The sequence below is a fragment of the Streptomyces sp. NPDC058579 genome, from assembly GCF_042718575.1.
Classification (GTDB): Bacteria; Actinomycetota; Actinomycetes; order Streptomycetales; family Streptomycetaceae; genus Streptomyces.
This window is the reverse complement of the sequence record NZ_JBHXPI010000010.1, coordinates 41,645-67,843: the sequence shown is the minus strand read 5'-3', so window position 1 is coordinate 67,843 and position 26,199 is coordinate 41,645. Positions and strand designations below refer to the sequence as shown.

The following is a 26,199-nucleotide window of genomic DNA, read 5'->3' as shown; positions in this document are numbered from 1 at the left end:
CGATGACGTCGAAGGTCGTGGGGGGCGACACACCGGGCGCCGAGGACGCGGAGGGCGCGGAGAGCGCCGAGGGGGTTACGGCGGACGTGGAGGGCGTCGAAGGTACGGCGTCGGCGGAAGCGGACTCCGGTTCGGACTCCGGTACGGCGTCGGCCGAGGGGGACTCCGGTGCGGCGTCGGCCGAGGCGGACTCGACTACGGACTCCGGTACGGCGGCCGGTGCCGCGGCCCCCGGCCCGCCCGGGCGTAGGCGGCGGCCCCCGTCGCTCACGACCGACACCGCGCGCCCCGAAGGGGGCGGGCGGGCCGCCGCAGGGGACGCTTCGGCCCCCGCGCGCCAGTGGCCGCTCCTGACGGTGCTCGGGCTCGCGGCGCTGGGCCTGTTGATCGTCGGGACGGACCTCTTCGCGCAGTCGTTCCGGGTCGGCACGATGCTCGTCGGGGTCGCGCTGCTCGTCGGTGCCTGTCTGCGGCGCACGCTGCCGTCGGTCGGCATGCTCGCCGTGCGGTCGAGGTTCACCGACATGGTCACGTACGGCGTCATGGGCGGGCTCATCGTGCTGCTGGCGCTCATGGTGCAGCCGGATCCCTGGCTGAAGATCCCGTTCCTGGAGGACATCCTCCATCTGACGATCACTTAGGCCCTGAGGGGTCTGAGGACCTGAGGCCATGAGGTCCGAGGCCCTTGAGGACGGCGCCCGTCCCCTCCCCCGAGGGAGGACGGGCGCCGTCCTCCATCAGGGTCATGTACGTGCCAACGATGGTTCAAGGTCCGTCTGTGCGCTGTGGCACGGAAGTGACCATTCCGGAACTCCGTCACTCCCGCCCGCCCCAGGAAGCTGCCATCCTGAGCAGGAGGATCCCTCCGGGGGTCGCGAGGAGGCGAGGGGGGAACCGCACATGCCTCGTTGGCAGGCGCTGCCTGACGAACTCGACCCGCGCGTGCGCGAGTTCGCGGGCCGATTACGACGCCTCGTCGACCGCAGCGGACTGAGCCTCGCCGCCGTCGCCGACCGCACCGGCTACAGCCGGGCCGCCTGGGAGCGGTTTCTCGACGGCCGCCTCCTCGCCCCCAGGGCCGCCGTCCTCGCCCTCGCCGAGGTGACCGGCACCGATCCCGTACGGCTCACGGCGGAGTGGGAGCAGGCCGAGCGAGCCTGGAAGGGCGCCGGACAGGGCCCCGGGGAGGCCACGGACACCACCGGTACCACTGACGCTGCTCCCAGCGGGAACGCCTCGACGGAGACCAGCGTCAGCAGCAGCCACAGCGCGACAGGCAGCACGGGAAGCATGGGGAGTACGGGAAGCCCCCGCAGTACCGGAAGCTCCGGACGCCCGGGAAGCCCCGGAAGCGCCGCCCCCGCGCAGCAGCCCGAGACCCGGCCCCCGGCCCCCTCGCCGCCCCGCCCCCGCCCCGCCCTCCGCGTACTCCTGCTCCTCACCGGCGTCCTCGGCGCCCTGCTCGTCGTCACCGCCGCCGTCCTCCTCGCCGACCTCGGCGGCGGGGCCGGCTCCGCCGACGACCGCGGCGGTGCGGCGAACCGGACGCCCACGACCGCCCCCGGATCCCCCAGTTCAGGGCCGAGCGCGACGACGCTCCCCGCCGGAGTGAAATGCTCGGGCGCCGGATGTACGGGCCAGGACCCGGAAGTCATGGGCTGCGGAGGCACGTTCGCCACCACCGTCTCCCGCGCGCCGGTCGGCTTCGCCGGGCAGGTCGAGGTGCGGTTCAGCAGGACCTGCGGCGCCGCCTGGGCACGCGTCACCGGTGCCTCGCCCGGTGACACCCTGCACGTCACCGCCGCCGGGAGCAGCCAGGACGTGACCGTGGGCGCGGATCCGGACGCGTACACCCCGATGGTCGCGACGACGGACGCGGCGGACGCGAGGGCGTGCGCGACGCTCGTGAGCGGCACCCGGACGTGTACCGACGGCCGCTGACCCCAGTCGGGCGGCAGTGAGCCGGACCACAAGGGGGTGGGGGTTCGACCCGTCCCGGGTCGGATAGCCTGACCGCTGGAATATCTCTTCACGTCGAGACACCGATCGATCAAGAAGAGTTGTCCAGCACCCGGGGCAGGGACCCCCACCCGCCAGCTGTCTTACGGAGATCGCCATGACCCGCACTCCCGTGAATGTCACCGTGACCGGCGCGGCCGGCCAGATCGGCTACGCGCTGCTGTTCCGCATCGCCTCCGGCCACCTGCTCGGCGCGGACGTGCCGGTCAAGCTGCGCCTCCTCGAGATCCCGCAGGGCGTCAAGGCCGCCGAGGGCACCGCCATGGAGCTCGACGACTGCGCCTTCCCGCTGCTCAAGGGCATCGACATCTTCGACGACCCGAACCAGGGCTTCGAGGGTGCGAACGTGGCGCTGCTCGTCGGCGCCCGCCCGCGCACCAAGGGCATGGAGCGCGGTGACCTGCTCGCCGCCAACGGCGGCATCTTCAAGCCGCAGGGCAAGGCCATCAACGACCACGCCGCGGACGACATCAAGGTCCTCGTCGTCGGCAACCCGGCCAACACCAACGCCCTGATCGCCCAGGCCGCCGCCCCGGACGTGCCGGCGGAGCGCTTCACCGCGATGACCCGTCTGGACCACAACCGCGCGCTGTCGCAGCTGGCCGCGAAGACCGGCGCGTCGGTCGAGGACATCAAGCGCCTCACCATCTGGGGCAATCACTCGGCGACCCAGTACCCGGACATCTTCCACGCGGAGATCGCCGGCAAGAACGCCGCCGAGGTCGTCAGCGACGAGGCGTGGCTGGCCGACACCTTCATCCCGACCGTCGCCAAGCGCGGCGCCGCGATCATCGAGGCCCGTGGCGCGTCCTCGGCCGCCTCCGCCGCCAACGCCGCCATCGACCACGTCCACACCTGGGTCAACGGCACCGCCGAGGGCGACTGGGCCTCCATGGGCATCCCGTCGGACGGCTCCTACGGTGTCGCCGAGGGCCTCATCTCCTCGTTCCCCGTCACCTGCAAGGACGGCAAGTACGAGATCGTCCAGGGCCTGGACATCAACGAGTTCTCCCGCGCCCGCATCGACGCCTCCGTGCGCGAGCTGGCGGAGGAGCGCGACGCCGTCCGCGAGCTCGGCCTCATCTGAACCTGAGAGAAACGTACGCACCGCCCCCGGCCACTTCGGCCGGGGGCGGTGCGCTTTTCGGTCGCCGGCTTTCGGTCGTCGGCTTACTTCTTGAACTGGCCCGGCGTGTAGTGGCCCGGCGTCATGCGCGTGGTCACGGCGATGCGGTTCCAGGCGTTGATGACGGTGATGGCGCTGATGACCCGCGCCAGCTCCGTCTCGTCGAAGTGGGCGGCGGCCCGCGCGTACACCTCGTCCGGGACGAAGCCGTCGGTGAGGACGGTGACGGCCTCGGTCAGCTCGAACGCGGCGAGCTCGCGTTCGGTGTAGAAGTGCCGCGACTCGGCCCAGGCGTTGAGCTGGACGATCCGCTCCACGGACTCGCCCTCGGCGAGGGCGTCCTTGGTGTGCATGTCGATGCAGAACGCGCAGTGGTTGACCTGCGAGGCCCTGATCTTGATCAGGTGGAAGAGGGTGGGGTCGATGTCCTTGGCCGCGGCCTGTTCGAGCCGCAGCATGGCCCGGTAGAACTCGGGGACGCGCTCGCCGAAGTTGAGGCGGGGAGCGTGCTCGTGGGCGTACTCGGGCTTCACGGATTCAGTGGTCGTCGTCGTCATGCTTCTCACCGTACGAGCTGGATGGCGCAGGAGTATGGTCCATTCCCATGGCAGAAGAGTGGGCCACTTTTGGAGCGGACCTGCACCTCGACCTGCGGGGAGCGGGGCAGAGTACGGGGCTGCGCGCGGCGCTGATGGACGCGCTGAGGGAGGCGGTGCGCAGCGGGCGCCTGTCGGCGGGCGTACGACTGCCGTCCTCCCGGACGCTCGCCGCGGACCTGGGGATCGCCCGCAACACGGTCGCCGACGCGTACGCCGAGCTGGTCGCCGAGGGCTGGCTGACCGCCCGGCAGGGTTCGGGGACGCGGGTCGCGCGGCGCTCGGTGCCGCGCCGGCGGACCGGTTCGGGCGGGCCGGGCGGGCAGGGCAGGCCGGGAGCGCCGGGCCGGCCGGGCGGCGGGCGGCAAGGGGCGGCGGCCGCCCGCAGGGCCCGCGCCAGGCCGACGTACGACCTCAAGCCGGGCGCGCCCGACCTCGCCTCCTTCCCGCGCGCCGAGTGGCTCAAGGCCTCCCGGCGGGCGCTGACGGCGGCGCCCAACGAGGCCTTCGGGTACGGCGATCCGCGTGGCCGGATCGAGCTGCGTACGGTGCTCGCCGAGTACCTCGCGCGGGCGCGGGGCGTGTATGCGCGGCCGGAACGGATCGTGATCTGCTCCGGGTTCGTGCACGGGCTCTCGCTCATGGGGGAGGTGCTGCGGGCGCGGCGGGTCCGGGAGGTGGCGGTCGAGTCGTACGGACTCGACGAGCACTGGCGGCTGCTGACCCGGTCGGGACTGCGGCTGCCCGCCCTGCCGTACGACGAACTCGGCACGAGGACCGAGGGCCTTGCCGGGATGAAGGGCGTCGGCGCGGTGCTGATGACGGCCGCCCACCAGTTCCCGCTCGGCGGGGCCCTCCACCCCGACCGGCGGGTCGCGGCGATCGACTGGGCGCGGGCCTCGGGCGGGCTCGTCCTGGAGGACGACTACGACGGGGAGTTCCGCTACGACCGCCAGCCCGTCGGCGCCCTCCAGGGCCTCGACCCTGAGCGGGTCGTCTACCTGGGCACCTCCAGCAAGTCCCTCGCGCCCGGGCTGCGGTTGGGGTGGATGGTGCTGCCGGAGAGCCTCGTGGACGACGTGGTCGCGCTGAAGGGCCCCATGGACTGGACGGGCAGCGCCCTGGACCAGCTGACGTTCGCGGAGTTCCTCGAATCGGGGGCGTACGACCGTCATGTACGGGCGATGAGGCTGCGCTACCGGCGGCGCCGCGACGAGCTGGTGGCGGCCGTGGCCGCGCACTCGCCGCAGACCCAGGTGAGCGGCATCGCCGCCGGCCTCCACGCGGTCCTGGAACTCCCGGCGGGCCAGGAGCCGGAGGCCCTGCGCTCCGCCGCCTGGCAGGGCCTCGCGGTCCTCGGCCTCAACCGCTTCCGCCACCCGGACACCGCCCCGACCCAGGACGGCCTGGTGGTCGGCTACGCCACACCCCCGGACAGCGCCTGGACGGGCGCCCTCGCCGCCCTGTGCCGGGTCCTGCCGGCGGTGTGAGGCGCGCGAGCGCCACGTTCGGGTTCCCGGCTACGTGACGCGCGCGAGTGTCACGTTCGGGTTGCCCGGCTACGTGACGCGCGCGAGTGTCACGTTCGGGTTGCCCGGCTACGTGACGCGCGCGAGTGTCACGCTCGGGTTGCCCGGCTACGTGACGCGCGCGAGCGTCACGTTCGGGTTGCCCGGCTACGTGACCGGGCGCGAGCGTCACGTGCCGGTCCCCGGCTACGTGACGAGGACGAAGCTGACGGCGGTGCGGGTGGAAAGAACGCCACGCGGGGCCCCAGCGACGTGGCGAGCCCGTGCACCACGCGGTGCGGGTCCGGCTGCGCCGGTAAGGCGCCGTCAGGGCGCCGGGTCCTCCGTCCCGGCATCCTCGGGCTCGGGCTCGGGCTCCGGCACCGGCACCGGCACCGGCTCCGGCACCGGTGCCTCGCCGAACCGCGCCAGGACCAGCGCTCCCGCGACCGCGATCGTGAAGCCGAGGATCGCCAGCCACGCCAGGCCCTCCCGCGTCCGGTCGCCCAGCCACACCACCCCCACCACCGCCGGGCCGATCGTCTCTCCGAGGACCGCGCCCGCCGTCGCCGTCGTCACCGAGCCCCGCTGCAGCGCGGACGTCAGCAGCAGGAAGGCGGCGCCGCCGCCGACCAGCAGCGCGTAGAACGCGGGGTTGGTCAGGTCGATCCCGTCGATGAGCCGGACCGCCACCTCCACCACCCCGAAGCCGAACCCGGCCCCGAGGCCGAGCGCGAGCGCCCGCGGCCCCTCCGGCAGCCGCCCGGCCAGCATGCCGATCCCGAGGACCCCGAAGGCCGTCGCCAGCATCGCCCACCGCAGCGCGTCCGAACCGGTCCCTTCGCCCTCCGTCCCCGACGCGACGGCCAGCATCGCGAGGCCCCCGCAGACGACGGCCACCGCGCTCCACTCCACTCGGCTCAGCCGGACCTTCAGGAGCCACGAGGCGACCACCGCGGTCACCGCGAGGCTCGCCGCGAGCGCCGCGCCCACGGTGTAGATGGGCAGGGTGAGCAGGGCGACGATCTGGAGGCCGAAGCCGATCCCGTCCAGCGAGAGCCCGGCCAGATATCGCCACTGCCGCACCGCGCGCAGAAACAGGGCGACGTCGACGCCCGCGCCCGTCCCGGGCGTCGCCGCCCGGGCGCCGAGCGCCTGCAGAACCGACGCCGTACCGAAGCAGACCGAGGAAGCCAGAGCGCAGATCATCCCAAAGAGCACGAAAGGACTCTAGTGCGGGGCCGCTCGAACAGCGGCCTAAACTGTGCGGTCGCGACCACGGGATGGGGAGGCAGATTCATGCGCAGGCTGAGGTCGAGCACGGTCGTGCTCGGCGGTATGGGGGTGCTCGCGGCGACGATCACGTCCTGCGGATCCGAGCCCGACAAGCGGTGTGTCGACCCGCTGACGAGCGAGAAGCTCCCGAGCTACGAGTGCGAGAGCGGCAACGGCAGCGGCAGCAGTGGCAGTGGGAGCAGCGGCACGGCCCGCGGCTCGTACTACTACGGCGGCAGCGTCAGCGACAACAAGGTCAGCGGCGGCAGCTTCGACAAGAAGGCCGTCGACACCGGAGGCTTCGGCTGCTCCGGTTCCAGCGGCGGCTGAGCGGCGGACGGACCATGCGGCGGCACACGATCGAACCCCGGCCGGGGTGGCAGCAGACGGTGGAGGAGCAGGGGCTCGTCTACCCCCTGACGCGCTACCCCGACGACTCCCTGCGCCCGTACTGGGACGAGAGCGCGTACTACTCCTTCACGCTGCCCGAGATCGAGGCACTGGAGGAGGTCGTCGAGGAACTGCACGCGATGTGCCTGGCGGCGGCCGCCCACATCGTCGAGCGGGACCGGTTCGCCGACCTCGGGCTCACCGACCCCCGGCTCGCCTCGCTCGTCGCCGAGTCCTGGCGCCGCCGCGCCGAACTGCCCTCGCTCTACGGCCGGTTCGACCTCCGTTACGACGGCACGGGCCCGGCCAAGATGCTGGAGTACAACGCCGACACGCCGACCTCGCTGGTCGAGGCCGCGAGCCCGCAGTGGTTCTGGATGGAGGATCGGTTCCCCGGCGCCGACCAGTGGAACTCCCTGCACGAGCGGCTCGTTGACGCCTGGAAGCGCCAGGCCCCGCTGCTGCCGCCGGGCAGCCCGGTGCACTTCGTCCACTCCGAGGGGGACGAGCTCGGCGAGGACCTGATGACGGTCGCGTATCTGCGTGAGACCGCCCAGCAGGCCGGGCTCGACACGGAGGCGCTGTCGGTCGAACAGATCGGCTGGGACCGGCTCTCGGGCCGGTTCGTGGACGACCGGCTGCGGTTCATCCGCAGCTGCTTCAAGCTCTATCCGTGGGAGTGGCTGGCCACCGACCGCTTCGGGCCGTACGTACTGGACACCCTCGACAACGGCGGCGGTACGGGCACGACCTGCTGGATCGAGCCCGCCTGGAAGATGCTGCTCTCCAACAAGGCGCTGCTCGCGATCCTCTGGGAGCTGTACCCGGACCACCCGAACCTGCTGCCGGCCTACCTCGACGGTCCGCGCGAACTCGCCACGCGCGGCGGCTACGTCGCCAAGCCCCTCCTCGGCCGCGAGGGCGCGGGCGTCACCGTCCACGAACCCGGTTCGGCGCCCGTCATGCGCGACGAGCCCTGCTGCTACCAGGGGTTGGCCCCGCTGCCCGACTTCGACGGCAACCGGGTGGTGCTCGGCGCGTGGGTCGTCGAGGACGAGGCGGCGGGGCTCGGCATCCGGGAGTCGGCGGGCCTGATAACGGACGAGTACGCCCGCTTCCTGCCGCACGTCATCCTCTGAGTCCTGGTGACGGCTACTCGGGTATGTACTCCCTGAGCGGCGCGGGCTTCAGGCCGGCCGCCTCTGCGGCGGCCAGGGCGCGCGTCAGATCCTGCTCCAGCGTCTCGTTGAAGTGCAGCAGGATGATGTCGCCGGCCTTGAGGGTGGGGGTCGGCGGGGTCCACTGGCCCCAGGTCGTCAGGTCGTACGTCCAGGTCACCACGGCCTTCGCCCCGCACGCGCGGGCGGTGGTGCGGGTGGTCTCGTCGTACGTGCCGTAGGGCGGGCGGAGCAGGCGCGGGCCGTCGCCGAACTCGGCGAGGTGCTGGTCGCGCGCGCCGCAGACCTCCGCCTTCTGGCCGGCCGCGTCGAGCCCGGTCAGGTCCGGGTGGCTGACGGTGTGGTTCTCGACCCGGGAGCGGCCGTGGTCGAGGAGTGTGTGGAAGTAGCCGGAGTCGTACGAGTAGGCGCCAGGGAGCAGGAACAGCGAGGCGGGCACCCGGCGGTCGATGAGGATCTTGGCGGCGGCGGGGTCGTGGAACCAGCCGTCGTCGATGGTGATGAAGACGACCGGGTCGGTGGTCTCGACATGGGAGACGACAGGGACGGGCGCGGGCCAGGCCGCCGTCGGGGCGGCCTGCGCGGGGCCCGCGAACGCGCCCAGCAGCGCGAGCGGGACGAGAACGGCGAGTGCGCCACGCAGCGCGCGGCGGGGGCGGGGTCTCGGCATGGCGGCATCATTGGCCTAGACCAACTGCGTTGTCAATGCCCCGAGTTACCCCGCCCACCACCCCGTGAAACGGACCGGCCGGGTCCGGAGGCCGCGGACCAACGGCCCGAACAGACCCGTCCGGTCCGGCTGATGTCCGGCCCTCCGGCCGACCAAGCCGAAGGCCCCGGCGTCCGGCCCCGGCCCCGGCGGCCCCCGCCTCAGCCCGCCAGTACCGCTCGCAGTTGCTCCAGGCCCCAGTCCAGGTCCTCCTTGCTGATCACAAGCGGTGGGGCGATCCGGATCGTCGAGCCGTGCGTGTCCTTCACCAGCACGCCCCGCTCCATCAGCTTCTCCGAGATCTCCCGGCCCGTGCCCCGCGCCGGCGCGATGTCCACCCCGGCCCACAGGCCGCGGCCCCGCACCGCCTCCACCGCGCCCCCGCCCACGAGCAGCCCCAGCTCCGCGTGCAGGTGCTCGCCCAGCTCCGCCGCCCGCTGCTGGTACTCGCCGGTCCGCAGCATCGCGACCACCTCCAGGCCCACCGCGCACGCCAGCGGGTTCCCGCCGAACGTCGACCCGTGCTCACCCGGCCGGAACACCCCCAGCACGTCCCGGTCCGCGACCACCGCCGAGACCGGGACGACCCCGCCGCCCAGCGCCTTGCCCAGCACGTACACGTCCGGCACCACGCCCTCGTGCTCGCACGCGAACGTCCGCCCGGTCCGGCCGAGGCCCGACTGGATCTCGTCCGCGATGAACAGCACGTTCCGCTCACGGGTCAACTCCCGCACCCCGCGCAGATATCCGGGTGGCGGGACGAGAACCCCCGCCTCGCCCTGGATCGGCTCGATCAACACCGCCACCGTGTGCGCGGTGACCGCGGCCTCCATCGCCGTCAGGTCGCCGTACGGGACGATCTCGAAGCCCGGCGTGTACGGGCCGTAGTGGTCGCGGGCCTCGTGGTCCGTGGAGAAGCTGACGATCGTCGTCGTCCGGCCGTGGAAGTTGTTCGCCGCGACCACGATCTTCGCGTGCCCGTCCGGCACGCCCTTGACCTCGTACCCCCACTTCCGGGCGGTCTTCACCGCCGTCTCGATCGCCTCCGCGCCCGTGTTCATCGGCAGGACCATGTCCTTGCCGCACAGCTCCGCGAGCCGTGTGCAGAACTCCGCGAAGCGGTCGTGGTGGAACGCCCTCGACGTGAGCGTCACCCGCTCCAGCTGCGCCCGCGCCGCGTCGATCAGCCGGCGATGGCCGTGGCCGAAGTTGAGCGCCGAGTACCCGGCGAGCATGTCGAGATAGCGGCGCCCCTCGATATCGGTCATCCAGGCCCCGTCGGCCGAGGCGACGACGAGGGGCAGGGGGTGGTAGTTGTGCGCGCTGTGCGCCTCCGCGGAAGCGATCGCGTCTTGCGTACTCGACACGGGATCTCCGTTCGTCCTGCGGCCAGGGGCGGGTGTGGCTCCCTTTCCTATCGTCGCTCGGATACCGGACGAAGAAACCTTGAGCGACGGCGCGCCCGCTAATGTGGAAACACGCACGGCGACTGGCGTACGGGGAATCGACCCTGGGGGAGCCGTGCGCGGCAGACCACACGCGGTGCCGCCCGCCTGGGCACCACAAGGACCCCGTCCCGTGTGGTGCCGCGCCGAGCCGCACCGCTCCGGGACCCGCCGCCGCAACGCCCGGAGGAACGCCATGAGCGACACCGTGAGCACCGCCCCTGTCCAGCACCCCGCCCTCGCCGCCGCCGACCCCGAACTCGCCGCGCTCGTCGGCGCCGAGGAGCGGCTGCAGGCCGAGACCCTGCGCCTGATCCCCAGCGAGAACTACGCCTCCGCCGCCGTCCTGGAGGCCTCCGGCACGGTCCTGCAGAACAAGTACAGCGAGGGCTACCCCGGCCGCCGGTACTACGAGGGCCAGCAGAACATCGACCAGGTCGAGACCCTCGCCGTCGAACGCGCCAAGGCCGTCTTCGGCGTCGACCACGCCAACGTCCAGCCCTACTCAGGGTCCCCCGCCAACCTCGCCGTCTACCTCGCCTTCGCCGAGCCGGGCGACACCGTGATGGGCATGGCCCTGCCGATGGGCGGCCACCTCACGCACGGCTGGGGCGTCTCCGCCACCGGCAAGTGGTTCCGCGGCGTGCAGTACGGCGTGCGCCAGGACAACGGGCTCGTCGACTTCGACCAGGTCCGCGAGCTCGCCCTCAAGGAGCGCCCGAAGCTGATCTTCTGCGGCGGCACCGCGCTGCCCCGCACGATCGACTTCGCCGCCTTCGCCGAGATCGCCCGCGAGGCCGGGGCCGTCCTCGTCGCCGACATCGCCCACATCGCCGGCCTGATCGCGGGCGGCGCCCACCCCTCCCCGGTCCCGTACGCCGACGTCATCTCGACGACCACCCACAAGACCCTGCGCGGCCCGCGCGGCGCCATGCTGATGTCCCGCGAGGAGCACGCCAAGGCCCTCGACAAGGCCGTCTTCCCCGGCCTCCAGGGCGGCCCGCACAACCAGACCACCGCCGCCATCGCCGTCGCCCTGCGCGAGGCGTCCCAGCCCTCCTTCCGCGACTACGCCCACGCGGTCGTCGCCAACGCCAAGGCCCTCGCCGAGGCGCTCCTCGTCCGCGGCTTCGACCTGGTCTCCGGCGGCACCGACAACCACCTGATCCTGATGGACCTCACCCCCAAGGAAGTCCCCGGCAAGGTCGCCGCCAAGGCCCTCGACCGCGCCGGGATCGTCGTCAACTACAACACCGTCCCCTACGACCCCCGGAAGCCCTTCGACCCCTCCGGCATCCGCATCGGCACCCCCTCCCTCACCTCCCGGGGCCTCGACACCACGCACATGGCCCAGGTCGCCGACTGGATCGACCGGGGCGTCACCGCCGCCGGCTCGGGCGACGAGGACGCGCTCCGCACGATCCGCGCCGAGGTCGCCGACCTGATGGCCGCCTTCCCGGCCCCGGGCCTCCCGGTCTGACCGACGGCCGCCCCGACGGCTGACGGGCCCCAGGCCTCCCCGTCTGACCGACAGCCCACCCCGACAGCACGCCCTGGCGGCCGCCGCGGGCGCCCGCCAGGCGGGGGCGCTCAGCCCGCCGACTCGGCGATGCGCCGGGACTCCTTCAGGGTCGGCTCGCCCTCGAGGCGCAGGGTCAGGGCTCCCGCGTTCCTCGTCCAGAGGAGCGTGGGGCCCGCCGTGCGTATGGAGTGCGTCCACTCCTGCCCGCTCGCGTCCGTCATCGGGAACCGCAGCAGATGCGGCTCCGCGAACCAGTAGCCCTCCCCGCCGTCCGGCATGGCGACCCACTCGGGCTGGGTCCGGACCTCCTTGGCGAAGCCCACGCCGAGCCGCGCCGGGAACTGGTCGAGCCGGACCGTGTGCGTGCCGTCCCCGCGCCAGCACAGGCTGATCACCGCCCGCCCCCGCTCGGCCGAGCCGGTCACCGAGACCGCGTCGGGCGGACGGAGCGCACTCGGCAACAGCGGCTCGAACCCCGCCCGGCGCGCGGCCTCCTCCAACGGCACCGGGTCGGGGCAGCCCGGCACCGGCGGGTCCGCGCGGGGGTACGCCCACGGGTCGTACCGGACCTCGACCCCGCCGAAGCCGAACCACTCCGCCACCGCCGCCCGCACCGGAGGCGTGAGCACCAGGACCATCAGGACCCCGGAGACCGCCGCGAGCAGCGCCCTCCAGCGCCTGCGCACGGATCCGCGCAGCGACTCGAAGCGGCCGGGCCGCCGCACCGGTGTCTCCACCCGCTCCGCCAGGAGCTGAGCGAGCACCCGCTCGGCCATGGTCTCCCCGCCGACGTCCGGCACCTTCAGCCGCCGCCCCAGCTCCCGCAGCTCCTCCGGCAGGTCCTCCGGAGACTCCGCCCCGCGCTTGCCCGCAGACCCGCCACCGGCCCTCTCGTCCGTCCCGGCCCTCTCATCCCTCTCGTCCGTCATGCTCCTCACCTCCCTCCAGCACCAGTCCGAGCTTCTTCAGCGCCCGGCTCAGCCGGGACTTCACCGTCCCGCGCGGCCAGCCGAGCGCGGCCGCGGTCTCCGTCTCGTCCAGCTCCAGCAGATAGCGGTGGATCACCACCTGGCGGTGGTCCTCGCTCAGGCCGTCCAGGGCCCCGAGCAGCTGACGGCGTCTCTCCCGCTCCTCGGCCGCGACCGCCGGGTCCGCCCCTTCCGGTATCAGCGGCTCGGCCGCGAGCAGCTCCGCCTCCCGCCCCGCGACCGCCCGCTGCCGGCCCGCCGCGCGCACTGTGTTCCTCGTCTCATTGACCACGATCCGCAGCAGCCAGGGACGGAACGCGGCCCCCTCCTTGAAGCGCCCCAGCGACTGGTACGCCTTGAAGAAGGCCTGCTGCACCACGTCCTCGGCCTCCCCGCCCGCGCCGTACGCCACCGCCGCCCGCAGCGCGACCGTCGTGTGCGCGCGGACCAGCGACGCGTACGCCTCCGCCTCCCCGGCGCGTACCCGTGCGATCACCGCGGCCTCTGCCTCGTCTACGACGACCCGGCCCCCCTCCAGCGTCCTCACACCTTGAATACACCGGCCGAACCCGATCGGTTCCCAGCTCCAGGGAAGTCCGGGATCGCCTCCCGCACCTGAGAGAATGTGGAGCATGGCCTCTGATCGCCCGCCCGTCGCCCACCACCACCCTCAGGGGAATGGCTTCGCCATGCAGCGTCTTCCGCGCGTGCTCTCCGGAATCCAGCCCACCGCAGGCTCGTTCCACCTCGGCAACTACCTCGGTGCCGTCCGTCAGTGGGTCGCGCTGCAGGAGTCCCACGACGCCTTCTACATGGTGGTGGACCTGCACGCGATCACGGTCCCGCAGGACCCGGCCGAGCTCCGCGCGAACACCCGGCTCGCCGCCGCGCAGCTGCTCGCCGCCGGTCTCGACCCGGAGCGCTGCACCCTCTTCGTCCAGAGCCACGTGCCCGAGCACGCGCAGCTCGGCTGGGTCATGAACTGCCTCACCGGCTTCGGCGAGGCCTCCCGCATGACCCAGTTCAAGGACAAGTCGTCCAAGCAGGGCGCCGACCGGGCCACCGTCGGCCTCTTCACGTACCCGATCCTCCAGGTCGCCGACATCCTGCTCTACCAGGCAGACCAGGTCCCGGTCGGCGAGGACCAGCGCCAGCACATCGAGCTGACCCGCGACCTCGCGGAGCGGTTCAACGGCCGCTTCGGCGAGACGTTCACGATCCCGGCGCCGTACATCCTCAAGGAGACCGGGAAGATCTACGACCTGCAGGACCCGACGATCAAGATGAGCAAGTCGGCGTCCACGCCGAAGGGTCTGATCAACCTGCTCGACGAGCCGAAGGTGACGGCGAAGAAGGTCAAGAGCGCGGTCACCGACACCGACACGGTGATCCGCTTCGACCCGGAGAACAAGGCCGGCGTCTCCAACCTGCTCTCGATCATGTCCACGCTCACCGGGACGAGCGTCGCCGACCTGGAGAAGAGCTACGAGGGCAAGATGTACGGCGCCCTGAAGACCGACCTGGCCGAGGTCATGGTGGACTTCGTCACGCCGTTCCGGACCCGTACGCAGGAATACCTGGACGACCCGGAGACGCTGGACTCACTCCTGGCCAAGGGCGCGGAGAAGGCGCGGGCGGTCGCCGCCGAGACCCTGGCGCAGACGTACGAGCGGGTGGGCTTCCTGCCCGCCAAGCACTGAGTCCAAGGACCCTGGCACAAGGGGTGGTGCAGGCCGCACACTGGCGGCTGCACCACCACCGTCCCGAATCGACACGACAACGGAGGAGAACGACGTGGGGACCGTAACGCTCGGCGTTTCGATCGCGGTCCCGGAGCCCTATGGCAGCCTGCTCCAGGAGCTGCGCGCCGGCTTCGGGGATCCCGCCGCGCACGGCATCCCCACGCACGTCACGCTCGTCCCGCCCACCGAGGTGGACGCCGAGCGGCTCCCCGCGGTCCAGGCGCACCTCGCCGAGGTCGCCGCGGGCGTCCGCTCCTTCCCGGTCCGGCTGAGCGGCACCGGAACGTTTCGCCCGCTCTCCCCGGTCGTGTACGTGACGCTCGCCGAGGGCGTCTCCTCCTGCGGCTGGCTCCAGGAACGCGTCCGCGACGAGTCCGGGCCGCTCGTGCGCGAGCTGCAGTTCCCGTACCACCCGCACGTCACCGTCGCCCACGGCATCGCCGAGGAGGCGATGGACCGGGCGTACGCGGAGCTGGCCGACTTCGAGGCCGCCTGGACCTGCGCATCCTTCGCCCTGTACGAGCAGGGCGAGGACGGCGTGTGGCGCAAGCTCCGCGTCTTCGAGTTCGGCGACGCCCGCAACGCCTCCGGGGTCCCGGCCCAGGGCTGCGCGCCCGTCGACGAACCCACCCCGACGGCGGGCTGACCCCCCGCGCCCTCTCAGACCGGCACTCAGACCGGCAGGCGGCGGAACAGCGGCCTCGGCACGTGCCGCAGGGCCGCCATCACCATCCGCAGCGCGCCCGGCACCCACACCGTCTCCGAGCGCCGCCGCAGCCCCAGCTCGACGGCCAGGGCGACCTCCTCCGGAGTCGTCGCCAGCGGCGTCTCCTCCAGGCCCGCCGTCATCCGCGACCGTACGAATCCGGGGCGTACGACCATCACGTGCACCCCCGTCCCGTGCAGCGCGTCCCCGAGCCCCTGGGCGAACGCGTCGAGGCCCGCCTTGGACGAGCCGTAGATGAAGTTCGCGCGGCGGGCGCGCTCGCCGGCCACCGACGACAGCACCACCAGGGACCCGTGCCCCTGCGCCTGGAGCGCCGCCGCGCAGATCAGGCCCGCCGAGACCGCGCCCGTGTAGTTGGTCTGGGCGACCCGGACGGCGGCGAGCGGATCGGCCTCGTCGTGCGCCTGGTCGCCGAGGATCCCGAAGGCGAGCAGCACCATGTCGATGTCGCCCTCGGTGAAGATCTTGCCCAGCCGCTCGGCGTGCGACTCGGTGTCGAGCGCGTCGAACGACACCGTGCGCACCTCCGCGCCCAGCGCGCGCAGCGACTCGGCGGCGGCCGTCAGGGCGGGGGTCGGGCGTCCGGCGAGCCAGACCGTACGGGTACGGCGGGCGATCAGCCGGCGGGCCGTGGCGAGCCCGATCTCGGACGTGCCGCCGAGCAGGAGCAGGGACTGCGGGGTGCCGAAGGCGTCCTTCATGACGATCAAACTCCTCGGAGAGAGCGATTCACAGCGCGATTCACAAGGCGATTCACAAGGCGATTCACAAGGCGATTCACAGGGCGGTTCACAGGGCGAGGCGACGGGACAGGTCGGACGTGAAGACGGACCGCGGGTCGAGCGCGGCGCGCAGCGCGCGGAAGTCGGCGAGCCTCGGGTACATCGCGTCGAGCAGCTCGGGCCGAAGCCGCGAGTCCTTCGCGAGGTAGACCCGGCCGCCCGCGTCCGCGACCTCCTCGTCCAGCTCGTCGAGGAACGCGCCGAGACCGGAGAGTCGCGTCGGGATGTCGAGCGCCAGCGTCCAGCCGGGCACCGGGAACGACAGCCAGCCCGGGTCGCCGGCGCCGAAGCGCTTCAGGACGGCGAGGAACGACGGACAGCCGCGCCGCGCGATCCGCCTCACGATCCGGCGCAGGGTCTCCTCGTGTCCGTGGCCGACGACGAACTGGTACTGGACGAAGCCGCCGCGCCCGTAGATCCGGTTCCAGTGCGGGACGCCGTCCAGGGGGTGGAAGAACGTGGACATCCGCTGGAGTTGGCCGGTGCGGCGGCGGGGCGCCCTGCGGTACCAGAGCTCGTTGAACAGGCCCACGGTCGTGCGGCCGAGCAGCCCCTCGGGGACGAGCGCGGGCGCGGCGGGCAGCTGCCCCGGGCGGAACGCGAGGGGCGCGCGGCGCGCGCGGCGGTCCCGGACCGGGATCGCGTCGTACGGGGCGTGGTCGCCGCGCGTGAGGACGGCCCGGCCGGTGGCGGCGCCGCGCGCGAGGAGATCGATCCAGGCGACCGAGTAGCGGTACCGGTCGTCGTCGGTGGCGGTGAGCCGGGCCATCAGGTCGTCGAGGTCCGTGGCGCGTTCGGTGTCGACGGACATGAGGGAGGTCTCGACGGGCAGCAGCCGGAGGGTCGCGGCGAGGATGACGCCGGTCAGGCCCATGCCGCCGGTGGTGGCGTCGAAGAGGTCCGTGCCGGGGACGACGGTGTGGATCTCCCCGTCGGCGGTGAGGAGTTCGAGGGAGGTCACATGGCGGCCGAAGGAGCCGGAGACGTGGTGGTTCTTGCCGTGGATGTCGGCGCCGATCGCCCCGCCGACGGTGACGTACCTGGTCCCGGGGGTGACCGGGACGAACCAGCCGAGCGGGAGCAGGACCTCCATCAGGCGGTGCAGGCTGACGCCCGCCTCGCAGTCGACGGTGCCCGCGAGGGCGTCGACGGAGCGGATGCGGTCGAGGCCGGTCATGTCGAGGACGGAGCCGCCGGCGTTCTGCGCGGCGTCGCCGTAGGCGCGGCCGAGACCGCGCGCGATGGAGCCTCGGGCGCCGCAGGCGCGGACGGCTTCGGAGGCCTCCTCGTAGGTGCGGGGGCGGTGCACGCGCGCGAGGGTGGGGGCGGTGCGGCCCCAGCCGGTGAGGGGCTCGTCGTCGGTGTGGGCAGCCATGAAGGCGACCGTATCGCCCGGTCTATGCGTTATGCCGGGTATGCCCGGCGGTTCGTCGAAATGGGTGATTAAAGGAGTGTCAGGAAAGATTGCCGTGCGGTCGGCGTACCGCCGGGCCAGAGTCACCTCTGGTCGACCACCAGAGCGACCACAGCTCGACCGGGTCGACGGCGGAGTCGCCCGGCATCCGGGGAGGCGGAGCCGATGCGATACGCGACCGTGGCCGGGGCCGAGAGGCGGCTGCTGGCAGTCCTGCGCGGCTGCGGGCACCGCGCGCCGGTGGCGACGGCGGCCCGCGCGCTGTCCTTCGGCGGCGAGCACGGCGCCCTCTGGCTCGCCGCCGGGCTCACCGGCGCCGCGGTGGACCCGGAACGGCGCGCCGGCTGGCTGCGCGGCACGGCCCTGATCGCCGGGGCGCATCTGGCCAGCATGGGCGTCAAGCGGGTGGTACGGCGGCCACGGCCGACCACGGCGGAGTACGCGCCCCTGGTCCGCACGGCGGGCCGGCACTCCTTCCCCAGCTCCCACGCGACCTCCGCCGTCGCGGCCGCCGTCGCCTTCGGCGCCCTCCACCCGACGGCCCGCCGCCTCGCCGCCCCCATGGCGGCCGCCATGTGCGCCTCCCGGCTGGTCGTCGGCGTCCACTACCCGACGGACGTGGCGGCGGGCGCCCTCCTGGGCGCCGTGACGGCCACCCTGGGCCGCGCCTGGCTCCGGGCGCCGGGACCCGCCTGCACCCCGCCCCACGCGCGCGTGGTGCCCGTGCCGCCGGTCACCGTGAGGGCCATCGCGAAGGCCGCCGTGAAGGCCGCCCCCTCCCTCCCCGGCGGCCGCCGTGACTGACCGCGCGACCACCGGCCTCGCCGCCGTCCTCGACACACCCGTCCCCGTACGGGAACGACGACGCGGGCGCGCCGGCCGGCAGGCGGCCGCGACGGCAGCCGGGCTCGTCAGGACCGCGCGGCCCCGGCAGTGGGTCAAGAACGTGCTCGTCCTCGCCGCGCCCGTCGCCGCGGGCCAGCTCGTCTCCTGGCACACGGCCGCCCGACTCGCCCTCGTCTTCGCCCTGTTCACGGCCGCGGCCGCCGCCGTCTACCTCGTCAACGACGCACGCGACGCCGCCGCCGACCGCGCCCACCCCGTCAAGTGCCGCCGACCCGTCGCCGCGGGCCTCGTCCCCGTACCCCTCGCGTACGCCACCGGCGCGCTCCTCGCCCTCGGGGCGGCCGTCGCGAGCGCGGTCCTGTGCAACCCCATGACCGCCGCGCTCCTCATCGCGTACCTCGTCATGCAGTTCGCGTACTGCCTGCGCCTCAAGCACGTCCTCGTCGTCGACCTCGCCGTCGTCACCACCGGCTTCCTCATGCGCGCGATGATCGGCGGGGTCGCGCTCTCGATCCCGCTCTCCCGCTGGTTCCTGATCACCACCGGCTTCGGCGCCCTCTTCATGGTCGCCGCCAAGCGCTACTCCGAGGCTGTCCAGCTGGAGGCCGCGCGGGGCGCCACGCGCGCGTTGCTCACCCAGTACACGACCGGATACCTGCGCTTCGTCTGGCAGTTGGCGGCCGGCGTCGCCGTCCTCGGCTACTGCCTGTGGGCGCTGGAGAGCGGCGGCGTCGCCACCGGCTCACTGCTGCCCTGGCGCCAGCTCTCCATGATCGCGTTCATCCTCGCCGTCCTGCGCTACGCCGTCTTCGCCGACCGTGGCGCCGCGGGAGCCCCCGAGGACGTCGTCCTGCGCGACCGCCCGCTCGCGTTCATCGGCCTGGTCTGGGCGGCCATGTACGGCATGGCGGTCGCGGACGTGTGAGGCCGCCGGCCGCACGCGGTATCGGTACGAGAACAAGGGGTACGCGTACGACATGGACTGGCTGACCAAGCTCCCCGTCATCGGACCCTGGGTCACCAGGTTCATGAAGACACACGCCTGGCATTCGTACGAGACCCTCGACGCCGCCCACTGGACCCGGCTCGCCGCCGCCATCACCTTCATCAGCTTCCTCGCCCTGTTCCCGCTGATCGCCGTCGCCGCGGCGGTCGGCGCCGCGCTGCTCAGCAAGGAGCAGCTCGACAAGATCGAGGACAAGATCTCCGACCAGGTCCCCGGCATCTCCGACCAGCTCAACATCGGCGGGCTCGTGGACAACGCGGGGACGATCGGTCTCGTCGCCGGCGCACTGCTGCTCTTCACCGGCATCGGGTGGATCGGCTCGATGCGGGACTGTCTGCGCGCGGTGTGGGGGCTCGACGACAAGGACGAGGGCAACCCTTTCGTACGCAAGGGCAAGGACGCGCTCGTCCTGCTCGGGCTCGGCGCGGTCGGGCTCTGCTCGCTCGCCGCGTCCTGGCTCGGCTCCACCGCGGTCGGCTGGAGCGCCGACCGGGTGGGGATCTCCGGCGAAGGGGCCACCGGGATCCTGCTCCAGGTGGCTTCGGTCGCCGTTGCCGCCGTCGCGGGCTTCCTCGTCCTGCTGTACCTGCTGACACTGCTCCCGGGCGTCCAGCCGCCGCGCCGCCGCCTGTTGGTGGCGGCGGTGATCGGCGCGATCGGCTTCGAGCTGCTGAAGCTGCTGATCGGCGGCTACATGCGGGAGGTCGCGGGGAAGTCGATGTACGGCGCGTTCGGCGTGCCGATCGCGCTGCTGCTCTGGATCAACTTCTCCGCGAAGCTGCTGCTGTTCTGCGCCTCCTGGACGGCTACGGGGTCACGCTCGGCTCCACGCCCTCGGACTCCGGCTTCGGAGAGTCCGGAGCGTCCGGGGCGTCCGCAGCGTCCGGCCGAGGGCGGCGCAGCGGCCAGCGACGGTTGACGAGGAACACGGCCCCCGCGAGCAGCACCAGCACACCGCCGATGACGGCGAGGGCGGTCCCGACGCCCCCGGACTTCCCCGAGGCGACGTTCGAGGCGGTGTCCGGCGCGTTCTTGCCGGGCGCGGGCGTCGAACCGCCGCTGTCGGCGTCCGGGGTCGTCCGCGCCGACTTCGGCGCGACCAGCTCGCCCACCGGCTTCACCTTGCCGGTCGCCGCGAAGCCCCAGTCGAGGAGCCGGGCGGTCTCCTTGTAGACGGCGTGCTGCTCCTTGGAGGACGGGTTCAGCACGGTCACGAGCAGGACCTTGCCGTTGCGCTCCGCAACGCCGGTGAACGTGGAGCCGGCGTGCGTCGTGTTGCCGTTCTTGACGCCGGCGATGCCCTGGTACGCCGGGACGCCGAGGTCTCCGGTCAGCAGCCGGTTGGTGTTCTGGATCTCGAAGGTCTCGCGCTTCTTGCCCGGCTTCTGCTCGCCGGGGAAGGCGGCGCGGGCGGTCGCGGCGTACTCCCGGAAGTCCGCCTTCTGCATGCCGCTGCGGGCGATCAGCGTGAGGTCGTACGCGGAGGAGATCTGGCCCGGGGCGTCGTAACCGTCGGGCGAGACGACATGCGTGTCGAGGGCCTGGAGCTCGTCGGCGCGGGCGTTCATGTCCGCCACGGTCTGCGGGATGCCCTGGTTCATCGAGGAGAGCACCCGCACCGCGTCGTTGCCGGAACGAAGGAAGACGCCGAGCCAGAGGTCGTGGACGGTGTAGGTCTGCTTCTCCTTGATCCCGACCAGGCTGGACCCCGAGCCGAGCCCGGCCAGGTCCTGCGCCGTGACGGTGTGGGTCGCCGTCCTCGGGAACTTGGGCAGGACCGTGTCCGCGAAGAGCATCTTCAGCGTGGAGGCTGGGGCGAGCGGCCAGTGGGAGTTGTGCGAGGCGAGTACCTGCCCGCTCTCGGCGTCCGCGACGATCCACGACCGCGCGCTCAGCTCCTTCGGCAGCACCGGCGCCCCGGGCCCGAGGTTCACCTGCGTCCCGGGCCTGCTGAGCAGCGACCCGCCGACGGAGGACATGAGGGCGGGCGGCTTGGGCTGCTGGTCCTCCTTGTTGTCCACCGGGTCCGCGTGGGCGGGGGCGGCGGCGAGGAGGGGGAGCAGCGCGGCAGCAAGGACCGTGCGAGCGGTCTTCTTCGAAGCAGACACGATCGAAAACGTACAGGCACCACACAGCGAACCAAACCCCGCCCGCCGCTTCACCCGACCCCGACCACCCACACGCACACGCACCCGCTCCACACGCCCCCACACCCCCGCCTGCCCCGGCCGCCCCGGCGCCGGGGCCTGTGCGGCGGGTGGTGATACTGGGGCTATGAAGCTCAGCCGGCCGGTCTCCTGGTTCCTGCTCGCCTTCGGAGTGTGGAGCTGGTTCATCTGGATCACTTTCGTCAAGAATCTATGGAACGACGGGAGCGGTCTCGCCTTCGATGACGCGGGCGATCCGACGGCCTACTTCTGGGTTCATCTGGTGCTCGCCATCACGTCCTTTGTCCTGGGGACGGTGGTCGGTGTGATCGGGTTGCGTGGCGTGCGCGTATTGCGGCGCGAGCGCGGATAGGGGTGGGGCGCGTGCTCGGGTTCTTGCTGGTGGCTGTCGTGGTGCTCGGTCTGCTGGGCGGGGTTCACTGGTACGTGTGGCGGCGCCTTGTGCGCGATGTCTCAGCCCGGGGGAGCGTGGCTCGGCGGCTGGGGACGGGGGCCGCGTTCGTGCTGCCCGCGCTGGCAGTCGCGGCCCTGGTCTCTTCGCGGGCGGGTGCGCCGTTCTGGCTCCAGCAGGTCGTGGCCTGGCCCGGGTATCTCTGGCTGGCCCTGCTGCTGTACCTGACCCTTGCCCTCGTCGTGGGTGAGGCCGTCCGGCCCGTGTTGCGGCGTGTTCTGGAGCGTCGGGCCTCCGCCGCCGCCCCGGCTCCCGCGCAGGCCCCGAGCGTCGTAGAAGCGCCCGCGACCGTGCCCGCTTCCGCGCCCGCCCCGGCGCCGGAGGTGCCGGAGGTGCCGGAAGCTCCCGAGCCGGTTGCCACCGGTGCCACCGCCGTGTCCCGGCGGCTGTTCGTGTCGCGGGTCGTCGGCGGGGCCGCGGCCGCCGCCGCCGTGGGGACCGTCGGGTACGGGACGTACGGCGTGCTGCGAGGGCCCAGCGTCAAGCGGGTGACCGTGCCGCTGGCCAAGATCCCGCGCGCGCTGCACGGGTACCGGATCGCCGTCGTCTCCGACATCCACATCGGGCCCATCCTCGGCCGCGCGCACACCCAGCGCATCGTGGAGACCATCAATTCCACCCAGCCCGATCTGATCGCCGTCGTCGGCGACCTCGTTGACGGCACCGTCGAGAACCTCGGCTCCGCCGCCGAGCCCCTCGCGCGGCTCCGGGCCCGGCACGGCTCGTTCTTCGTGACCGGCAACCACGAGTACTTCTCCGGCGCCGACGCCTGGGTCGACCACGTCCGCGAGCTCGGCCTGCGCCCGCTCCGTAACAAGCGCCTGGAGATCGCGGCCGGCTTCGACCTCGCCGGGGTCGACGACATCGCCGGCGAGAGCGAGGGCCAGGGCCCCGACTTCGCCGCCGCGCTCGGCGACCGCGACCTCGCGAAGGCCGCCGTGCTCCTCGCGCACCAGCCGATCGTGATCGACGACGCCGTCCGCCACGGCGTCGACCTCCAGCTCTCGGGACACACCCACGGCGGCCAGCTCTGGCCCGGCAACTACCTCGCCGAGCTGGCCAATCCGACCGTCGCCGGGCTCGAGCGGTACGGCGACACCCAGCTGTACGTCTCGCGCGGCGCGGGCGCCTGGGGCCCGCCGGTCCGGGTCGGCGCGCCCTCCGACATCACCGTCGTCCAGCTCGCCTCCCGGCAGGCGTGAGCGGAAGAAATGTGCTGAAGGCGTGAGCGGAAGGTGTCACTCATCGCGCCGAGGGTGATACGTACCGTTCGACCTCCGGATTCTCATCCCGGACATATACCTGCATCGTGAAGGTTTCCTCTTCCACTTGTGAAGCCCGTGTGATTGGGTGACGCCATCGCGGCATGGCTCGGCGCCGTCGCGGCAGGGGCGGGCTCGAAAAAAGGAAGCACGGCGATGCGGTCGACGGTCCGTCTTCGGATCCTCATCACTTGTGGAGTTCTGGTGGTCGCCGGAGTGGGCGGCTGGCAGCTGCTCCCCTCGGACGACGTCAGGACCGATCCGATCACCATCGGCACCACGGACGAGGTGACCTCGCTCGATCCGGCCGGTGCGTGGGACGCCGGTTCCTGGGCGATGTACAGCAACATCTACCAGACGCTGCTGAGCTTCAAGCCGGGCGTCATCACGCCGGTCCCGGACGCCGCCGAGAACTGCAAGTTCGTCGGCGCGAAGCTCACCACGTACCAGTGCGAGCTCCGGGACGACCTCACGTTCTCCAACGGTCGCAAGGTGACCGGCGAGGACGTCAAGCACTCCTTCGAGCGGATCCTGGGCATCAAGTCGGACACGGGTCCCGCGCCGCTCTTCCCGACGCTCAAGAACGTCGTGGCCGACGGGCAGAAGGTCACCTTCAACCTGAACAGCCGGGACGCGACCTTCCCGTTCAAGCTCGCCACGGGCGCCGGCTCCATCGTCGACAGCAGCCAGTACCCGGCCAAGAAGGTCCGCGAGGGCGTCACGGCCGACGGTTCCGGGCCGTACGTCCTGAAGGACTTCAAGCCCGGCGAGAGCGCGCGCCTTGAGCCCAACCCGAAGTACAGGGGCGCGGCCAAGGCCGGCAGCACGGTCGTCGTGAAGTACTACAAGGAGTCCGAGCAGCTCGCGACCGCCTGGAAGACCAAGCAGGTCGACATCGCGCACCGCCAGATGCCGCCGGAGTTCCTCTCCGAGGCGGGCAACGGCAAGGACTCCGCCCGGATCACGGAGGCGCAGACCGCCGAGGTCCGCAATCTCTACTTCAACGTGAAGCCCGGCTCGCCGATGGCCAAGAAGGAGGTCCGGAAGGCCGTCGCCGCCGTCATCGACCGTCCGGCCATCGTCACCGGCGCGTACCACGGCACGGTCGAGCCGCTGTACTCCCTCATCCCGCAGGGGTTCAACGGCCACAACACCGCGTTCTACGACGCCTACCCCGAGCCGTCCAAGAAGAAGGCCAAGAGCCTCCTCAAGGACGCGGACATCGAGACGCCGGTGAGCTTCAAGCTCGGCTACCGCAAGGACGCCACGTACGCGGCCGAGGCGAAGGAGCTGCAGCGGCAGCTGGAGTCGACCGGCCTGTTCAAGGTGGAGCTGGTCGAGGCGGAGTGGCAGGACTTCCAGAAGGCGTACGCGAAGGGCGAGTACGACGCGTACCCGGTCGGCTGGCTCCCCGACTTCCCGGACTCCGACAGCTTCACCGCCCCGCTGGTGGGCGCGGGCAACGCCATGCACAACGGCTTCTCCAGCAGCAAGATCGACTCGCTGATCTCGGCGACGCAGCAGTACAGCGACCGTGCGGCGGCCGCGAACGACTTCGAGGACATCCAGACGGAGGTCGCGAAGGACGTGCCGCTGGTCCCGCTCTGGCAGAAGAAGGACTACGTGCTCGCGACCACGGAGGTCGCCGGCTCGCAGTACCTCACCGACGGCACCGGGGTCTGGCGGCTCTGGGAGCTGAGCTGGATCTGACGGAAGGCGGACGCCGGTCCGCCCTGCGTCCGGAGGGGCCCCGAGCCGTGCAACGGCTCGGGGCCTCTGTCGTTCCTCGGCCGTCCCCGGCCGTTCCTCAGGACTCCTTGGCGGTCTTCGCGCGCTTCGGCTTGCCCGAGGCCGCCATGCCCGCCGCCGTCGGCATGAAGTCGGCGAGCAGGTCGTGGGTCTCGCGCACCAGCGGGCGCAGCAGCCGGAAGCGGGAGAGGTGGATCGCGCGGGCGGTGACGGGCGCGAGGCGCTCGACGAGCCGGCGGCTGTTGGCGCAGCCCTCGGAGCGGTCGTACACCCAGAACAGCACCAGGCCCATCTGCTGGAGCCAGAGCAACTGGGGGAGCGGCTCGGCCAGTTCGGGGTCGATCTTGACGTTCGCCCCGGCGATGACCCGGCGGTGGACATCGATCGCGGCCTCGCGCGGGCCCTCCGACTCGGGGGAGAAGGGGCTGAGCGGGCTGTCCGGGTCGGCGGCGTTCTTGAAGAACTGGGACGCGAACTCGTGGTACGGCTCGGCGATGTCGAGCCAGCCGAGGAGGACCCCGCGGATGCGGGCCGTGAGGTCCTTCTCGTCGCTGTCCAGGATGGCTTCGACGGCCGACTGGTGTTCCTGGGCGATCCGGTCGTAGAAGCCCTGGACGAGGTGTTCCTTGGACGCGAAGTAGTAATACGCGTTGCCGACGGAGACCCCGGCCTCCTGGGCGATGGCCCGCATCGTCGTCTTGTCGTAGCCGCGCTCCTTGAAGAGCCGGAGGGCGGTTTCGAGGATCAGCGTGCGGGTCTGCTCGCTCTTCGCGACCTTGGGCTGCGCGGCGGGCTCGGCGGACTCCGCTTGCTCGACGGGCGCCGCGGTCTCGACGGGCTCCGCGGGCTCGGCGGGCTTCTCTTCCTTCACGTCCTTCACAGTCCCCGAGCCTAGCCGGGCGCGCCGGGTGCTTCGCAGCGCCCGTCCTCGCAGGCCGGTCCGCCGGCCTTGATCGCCTCGCGCCACTTGGCGGCGGCGAGGACGGTCACCCGGGCGAAGGGCTGCCCGGCGGGGGTGGCCAGCCAGGCGGCCTTGGGCCGGTGCTCGGCCAGCGCCCAGAGGCAGACGATCCAGGCGGAGGTGGAGGTGTAGATCTGTCCCCGGTCCCCGATCACGGTGATCTCCCTGAGGGTGGCCGCGTGGTCGAGGCCGGGGAAGCGGCGCCTGGCCTCCTGCGAGGCGGCCGGGACGAAGTCGAGCGGCACGAGCTGACGCTGCCGCAGGAGCCAGTGCCGCAGATGGACGCAGAGCGGGCAGTCGGCGTCGTAGAGCACGGTGAGGCTGTGTACGGGGGTGCCGGTCCGGCTCATGCGTC

At 72.3% G+C, this 26,199-nt stretch carries 25 protein-coding genes, 2 pseudogenes and 1 riboswitch; of the genes and pseudogenes, 15 read left to right on the top strand and 12 right to left on the bottom strand.

Going from position 1 to position 26,199, the window contains the following annotated elements:
• Positions 1–2 precede the first annotated feature (2 nt).
• The 3 genes from ACFWRO_RS15460 to ACFWRO_RS15450 all read left to right on the top strand — a co-directional run bounded on the left by ACFWRO_RS15460 (position 3) and on the right by ACFWRO_RS15450 (position 3,106).
• The gene (locus tag ACFWRO_RS15460) at positions 3–641 is read left to right on the top strand and encodes a DUF3017 domain-containing protein (RefSeq protein WP_384509858.1); all 639 of its coding nucleotides are present in this window, start codon (positions 3–5) and stop codon (positions 639–641) included.
• A gap of 259 nt (positions 642–900) precedes the next feature.
• Positions 901–1,941, top strand: a complete 1,041-nt coding sequence (locus ACFWRO_RS15455; protein ID WP_384509855.1) for a DUF2690 domain-containing protein — start codon at positions 901–903, stop codon at positions 1,939–1,941.
• Between the two features lie 175 nt (positions 1,942–2,116).
• Positions 2,117–3,106 carry a malate dehydrogenase gene (locus ACFWRO_RS15450; RefSeq protein WP_384509853.1) on the top strand — a complete coding sequence of 330 codons (990 nt, stop codon included), beginning with the start codon at positions 2,117–2,119 and terminating at the stop codon, positions 3,104–3,106.
• A gap of 83 nt (positions 3,107–3,189) precedes the next feature.
• On the opposite strand, the gene ACFWRO_RS15445 is transcribed toward ACFWRO_RS15450, so the two are convergent.
• Positions 3,190–3,702, bottom strand: coding sequence for a carboxymuconolactone decarboxylase family protein (locus tag ACFWRO_RS15445; protein ID WP_384509851.1), 513 nt, complete (start codon positions 3,700–3,702; stop codon positions 3,190–3,192).
• 47 nt (positions 3,703–3,749) lie between these two features.
• Here ACFWRO_RS15445 and ACFWRO_RS15440 point away from each other — a divergent pair, with 47 nt between their 5' ends.
• Complete coding sequence (locus ACFWRO_RS15440) at positions 3,750–5,231, top strand: PLP-dependent aminotransferase family protein (RefSeq protein WP_384509848.1); 1,482 nt, start codon at positions 3,750–3,752, stop codon at positions 5,229–5,231.
• Positions 5,232–5,576: 345 nt separating this feature from the next.
• Here ACFWRO_RS15440 and ACFWRO_RS15435 read toward each other — a convergent pair whose 3' ends face one another.
• A complete protein-coding gene (locus ACFWRO_RS15435) occupies positions 5,577–6,458 on the bottom strand; it encodes a hypothetical protein (protein WP_384510129.1) in 882 nt (293 codons plus the stop codon).
• Positions 6,459–6,548: 90 nt separating this feature from the next.
• Between ACFWRO_RS15435 and ACFWRO_RS15430 the strand changes: the two genes are divergently transcribed.
• Together ACFWRO_RS15430 and ACFWRO_RS15425 are read left to right on the top strand one after the other, a co-directional pair.
• Positions 6,549–6,854, top strand: coding sequence for a hypothetical protein (locus ACFWRO_RS15430; RefSeq protein ID WP_384509846.1), 306 nt, complete (start codon positions 6,549–6,551; stop codon positions 6,852–6,854).
• 14 nt (positions 6,855–6,868) lie between these two features.
• Positions 6,869–8,053, top strand: a complete 1,185-nt coding sequence (locus tag ACFWRO_RS15425) for a glutathionylspermidine synthase family protein (protein WP_384509844.1) — start codon at positions 6,869–6,871, stop codon at positions 8,051–8,053.
• A gap of 13 nt (positions 8,054–8,066) precedes the next feature.
• Here the strand turns inward: ACFWRO_RS15425 and ACFWRO_RS15420 are convergent, their stop codons facing one another.
• Positions 8,067–8,762 carry a polysaccharide deacetylase family protein gene (locus ACFWRO_RS15420; protein ID WP_384509842.1) on the bottom strand — a complete coding sequence of 232 codons (696 nt, stop codon included), beginning with the start codon at positions 8,760–8,762 and terminating at the stop codon, positions 8,067–8,069.
• Between the two features lie 200 nt (positions 8,763–8,962).
• Positions 8,963–10,168 (bottom strand): ornithine--oxo-acid transaminase, encoded by a 1,206-nt coding sequence (gene rocD, locus ACFWRO_RS15415; protein WP_384509840.1) that lies wholly within the window; start codon positions 10,166–10,168, stop codon positions 8,963–8,965.
• 108 nt (positions 10,169–10,276) lie between these two features.
• Positions 10,277–10,367, top strand: a riboswitch (ZMP/ZTP riboswitch).
• Positions 10,368–10,442: 75 nt separating this feature from the next.
• Here rocD and glyA point away from each other — a divergent pair.
• Positions 10,443–11,726, top strand: a complete 1,284-nt coding sequence (gene glyA, locus ACFWRO_RS15410; protein WP_384509838.1) for a serine hydroxymethyltransferase — start codon at positions 10,443–10,445, stop codon at positions 11,724–11,726.
• A gap of 110 nt (positions 11,727–11,836) precedes the next feature.
• Here glyA and ACFWRO_RS15405 read toward each other — a convergent pair whose 3' ends face one another.
• Positions 11,837–12,697: a hypothetical protein gene (locus ACFWRO_RS15405; protein WP_384509835.1), complete on the bottom strand. Its 861-nt coding sequence runs from the start codon at positions 12,695–12,697 to the stop codon at positions 11,837–11,839.
• Entirely contained in the window at positions 12,678–13,283 is a 606-nt protein-coding gene (locus ACFWRO_RS15400) for an RNA polymerase sigma factor (protein ID WP_384509833.1), read from the bottom strand. The genes ACFWRO_RS15405 and ACFWRO_RS15400 overlap by 20 nt, the downstream gene beginning before the upstream one ends.
• A 142-nt stretch (positions 13,284–13,425) precedes the next feature.
• Here ACFWRO_RS15400 and trpS point away from each other — a divergent pair, with 142 nt between their 5' ends.
• Positions 13,426–14,436: a tryptophan--tRNA ligase gene (trpS, locus tag ACFWRO_RS15395; protein WP_384510126.1), complete on the top strand. Its 1,011-nt coding sequence runs from the start codon at positions 13,426–13,428 to the stop codon at positions 14,434–14,436.
• A gap of 94 nt (positions 14,437–14,530) precedes the next feature.
• Complete coding sequence (locus ACFWRO_RS15390) at positions 14,531–15,124, top strand: 2'-5' RNA ligase family protein (RefSeq protein WP_384509831.1); 594 nt, start codon at positions 14,531–14,533, stop codon at positions 15,122–15,124.
• Positions 15,125–15,150: 26 nt separating this feature from the next.
• Here ACFWRO_RS15390 and ACFWRO_RS15385 read toward each other — a convergent pair whose 3' ends face one another.
• From ACFWRO_RS15385 to ACFWRO_RS15375, 3 genes and pseudogenes are all read right to left on the bottom strand, one after another.
• Entirely contained in the window at positions 15,151–15,906 is a 756-nt protein-coding gene (locus tag ACFWRO_RS15385; protein WP_384509829.1) for a decaprenylphospho-beta-D-erythro-pentofuranosid-2-ulose 2-reductase, read from the bottom strand.
• Between the two features lie 88 nt (positions 15,907–15,994).
• The gene (locus ACFWRO_RS15380) at positions 15,995–16,240 is read right to left on the bottom strand and encodes a D-arabinono-1,4-lactone oxidase (protein ID WP_384510124.1); all 246 of its coding nucleotides are present in this window, start codon (positions 16,238–16,240) and stop codon (positions 15,995–15,997) included.
• A gap of 675 nt (positions 16,241–16,915) precedes the next feature.
• Positions 16,916–17,362 (bottom strand): annotated as a pseudogene (locus ACFWRO_RS15375) (FAD-dependent oxidoreductase); the annotation flags it as partial.
• A 204-nt stretch (positions 17,363–17,566) separates the two neighbouring features.
• Here ACFWRO_RS15375 and ACFWRO_RS15370 point away from each other — a divergent pair.
• From ACFWRO_RS15370 to ACFWRO_RS15360, 3 genes and pseudogenes are all read left to right on the top strand, one after another.
• Positions 17,567–18,079 (top strand): annotated as a pseudogene (locus ACFWRO_RS15370) (phosphatase PAP2 family protein); the annotation flags it as partial.
• Positions 18,080–18,197: 118 nt separating this feature from the next.
• Complete coding sequence (locus ACFWRO_RS15365) at positions 18,198–19,172, top strand: decaprenyl-phosphate phosphoribosyltransferase (protein WP_384509827.1); 975 nt, start codon at positions 18,198–18,200, stop codon at positions 19,170–19,172.
• Positions 19,173–19,224: 52 nt separating this feature from the next.
• Entirely contained in the window at positions 19,225–20,172 is a 948-nt protein-coding gene (locus tag ACFWRO_RS15360; protein ID WP_384509825.1) for a YihY/virulence factor BrkB family protein, read from the top strand.
• On the opposite strand, the gene ACFWRO_RS15355 is transcribed toward ACFWRO_RS15360, so the two are convergent.
• Positions 20,060–21,361 (bottom strand): D-alanyl-D-alanine carboxypeptidase family protein, encoded by a 1,302-nt coding sequence (locus tag ACFWRO_RS15355; protein ID WP_384509822.1) that lies wholly within the window; start codon positions 21,359–21,361, stop codon positions 20,060–20,062. The two genes, ACFWRO_RS15360 and ACFWRO_RS15355, sit on opposite strands and share 113 nt — an antisense overlap.
• 166 nt (positions 21,362–21,527) lie before the next feature.
• Here ACFWRO_RS15355 and ACFWRO_RS15350 point away from each other — a divergent pair, with 166 nt between their 5' ends.
• The 3 genes from ACFWRO_RS15350 to ACFWRO_RS15340 all read left to right on the top strand — a co-directional run bounded on the left by ACFWRO_RS15350 (position 21,528) and on the right by ACFWRO_RS15340 (position 24,844).
• On the top strand, positions 21,528–21,773 hold the full coding sequence (locus ACFWRO_RS15350) for an SCO4848 family membrane protein (protein ID WP_384509819.1): 246 nt from the start codon (positions 21,528–21,530) through the stop codon (positions 21,771–21,773).
• 11 nt (positions 21,774–21,784) lie between these two features.
• The gene (locus ACFWRO_RS15345) at positions 21,785–23,074 is read left to right on the top strand and encodes a metallophosphoesterase (RefSeq protein WP_384509816.1); all 1,290 of its coding nucleotides are present in this window, start codon (positions 21,785–21,787) and stop codon (positions 23,072–23,074) included.
• Positions 23,075–23,290: 216 nt separating this feature from the next.
• The gene (locus ACFWRO_RS15340; protein WP_384510121.1) at positions 23,291–24,844 is read left to right on the top strand and encodes an ABC transporter substrate-binding protein; all 1,554 of its coding nucleotides are present in this window, start codon (positions 23,291–23,293) and stop codon (positions 24,842–24,844) included.
• A 97-nt stretch (positions 24,845–24,941) separates the two neighbouring features.
• Here ACFWRO_RS15340 and ACFWRO_RS15335 read toward each other — a convergent pair whose 3' ends face one another.
• Both ACFWRO_RS15335 and ACFWRO_RS15330 read right to left on the bottom strand, forming a co-directional pair.
• Positions 24,942–25,763, bottom strand: coding sequence for a TetR/AcrR family transcriptional regulator (locus ACFWRO_RS15335; RefSeq protein WP_384509813.1), 822 nt, complete (start codon positions 25,761–25,763; stop codon positions 24,942–24,944).
• A gap of 11 nt (positions 25,764–25,774) precedes the next feature.
• On the bottom strand, positions 25,775–26,194 hold the full coding sequence (locus ACFWRO_RS15330; protein ID WP_384509811.1) for a thiol-disulfide oxidoreductase DCC family protein: 420 nt from the start codon (positions 26,192–26,194) through the stop codon (positions 25,775–25,777).
• Positions 26,195–26,199: the final 5 nt, after the last annotated feature.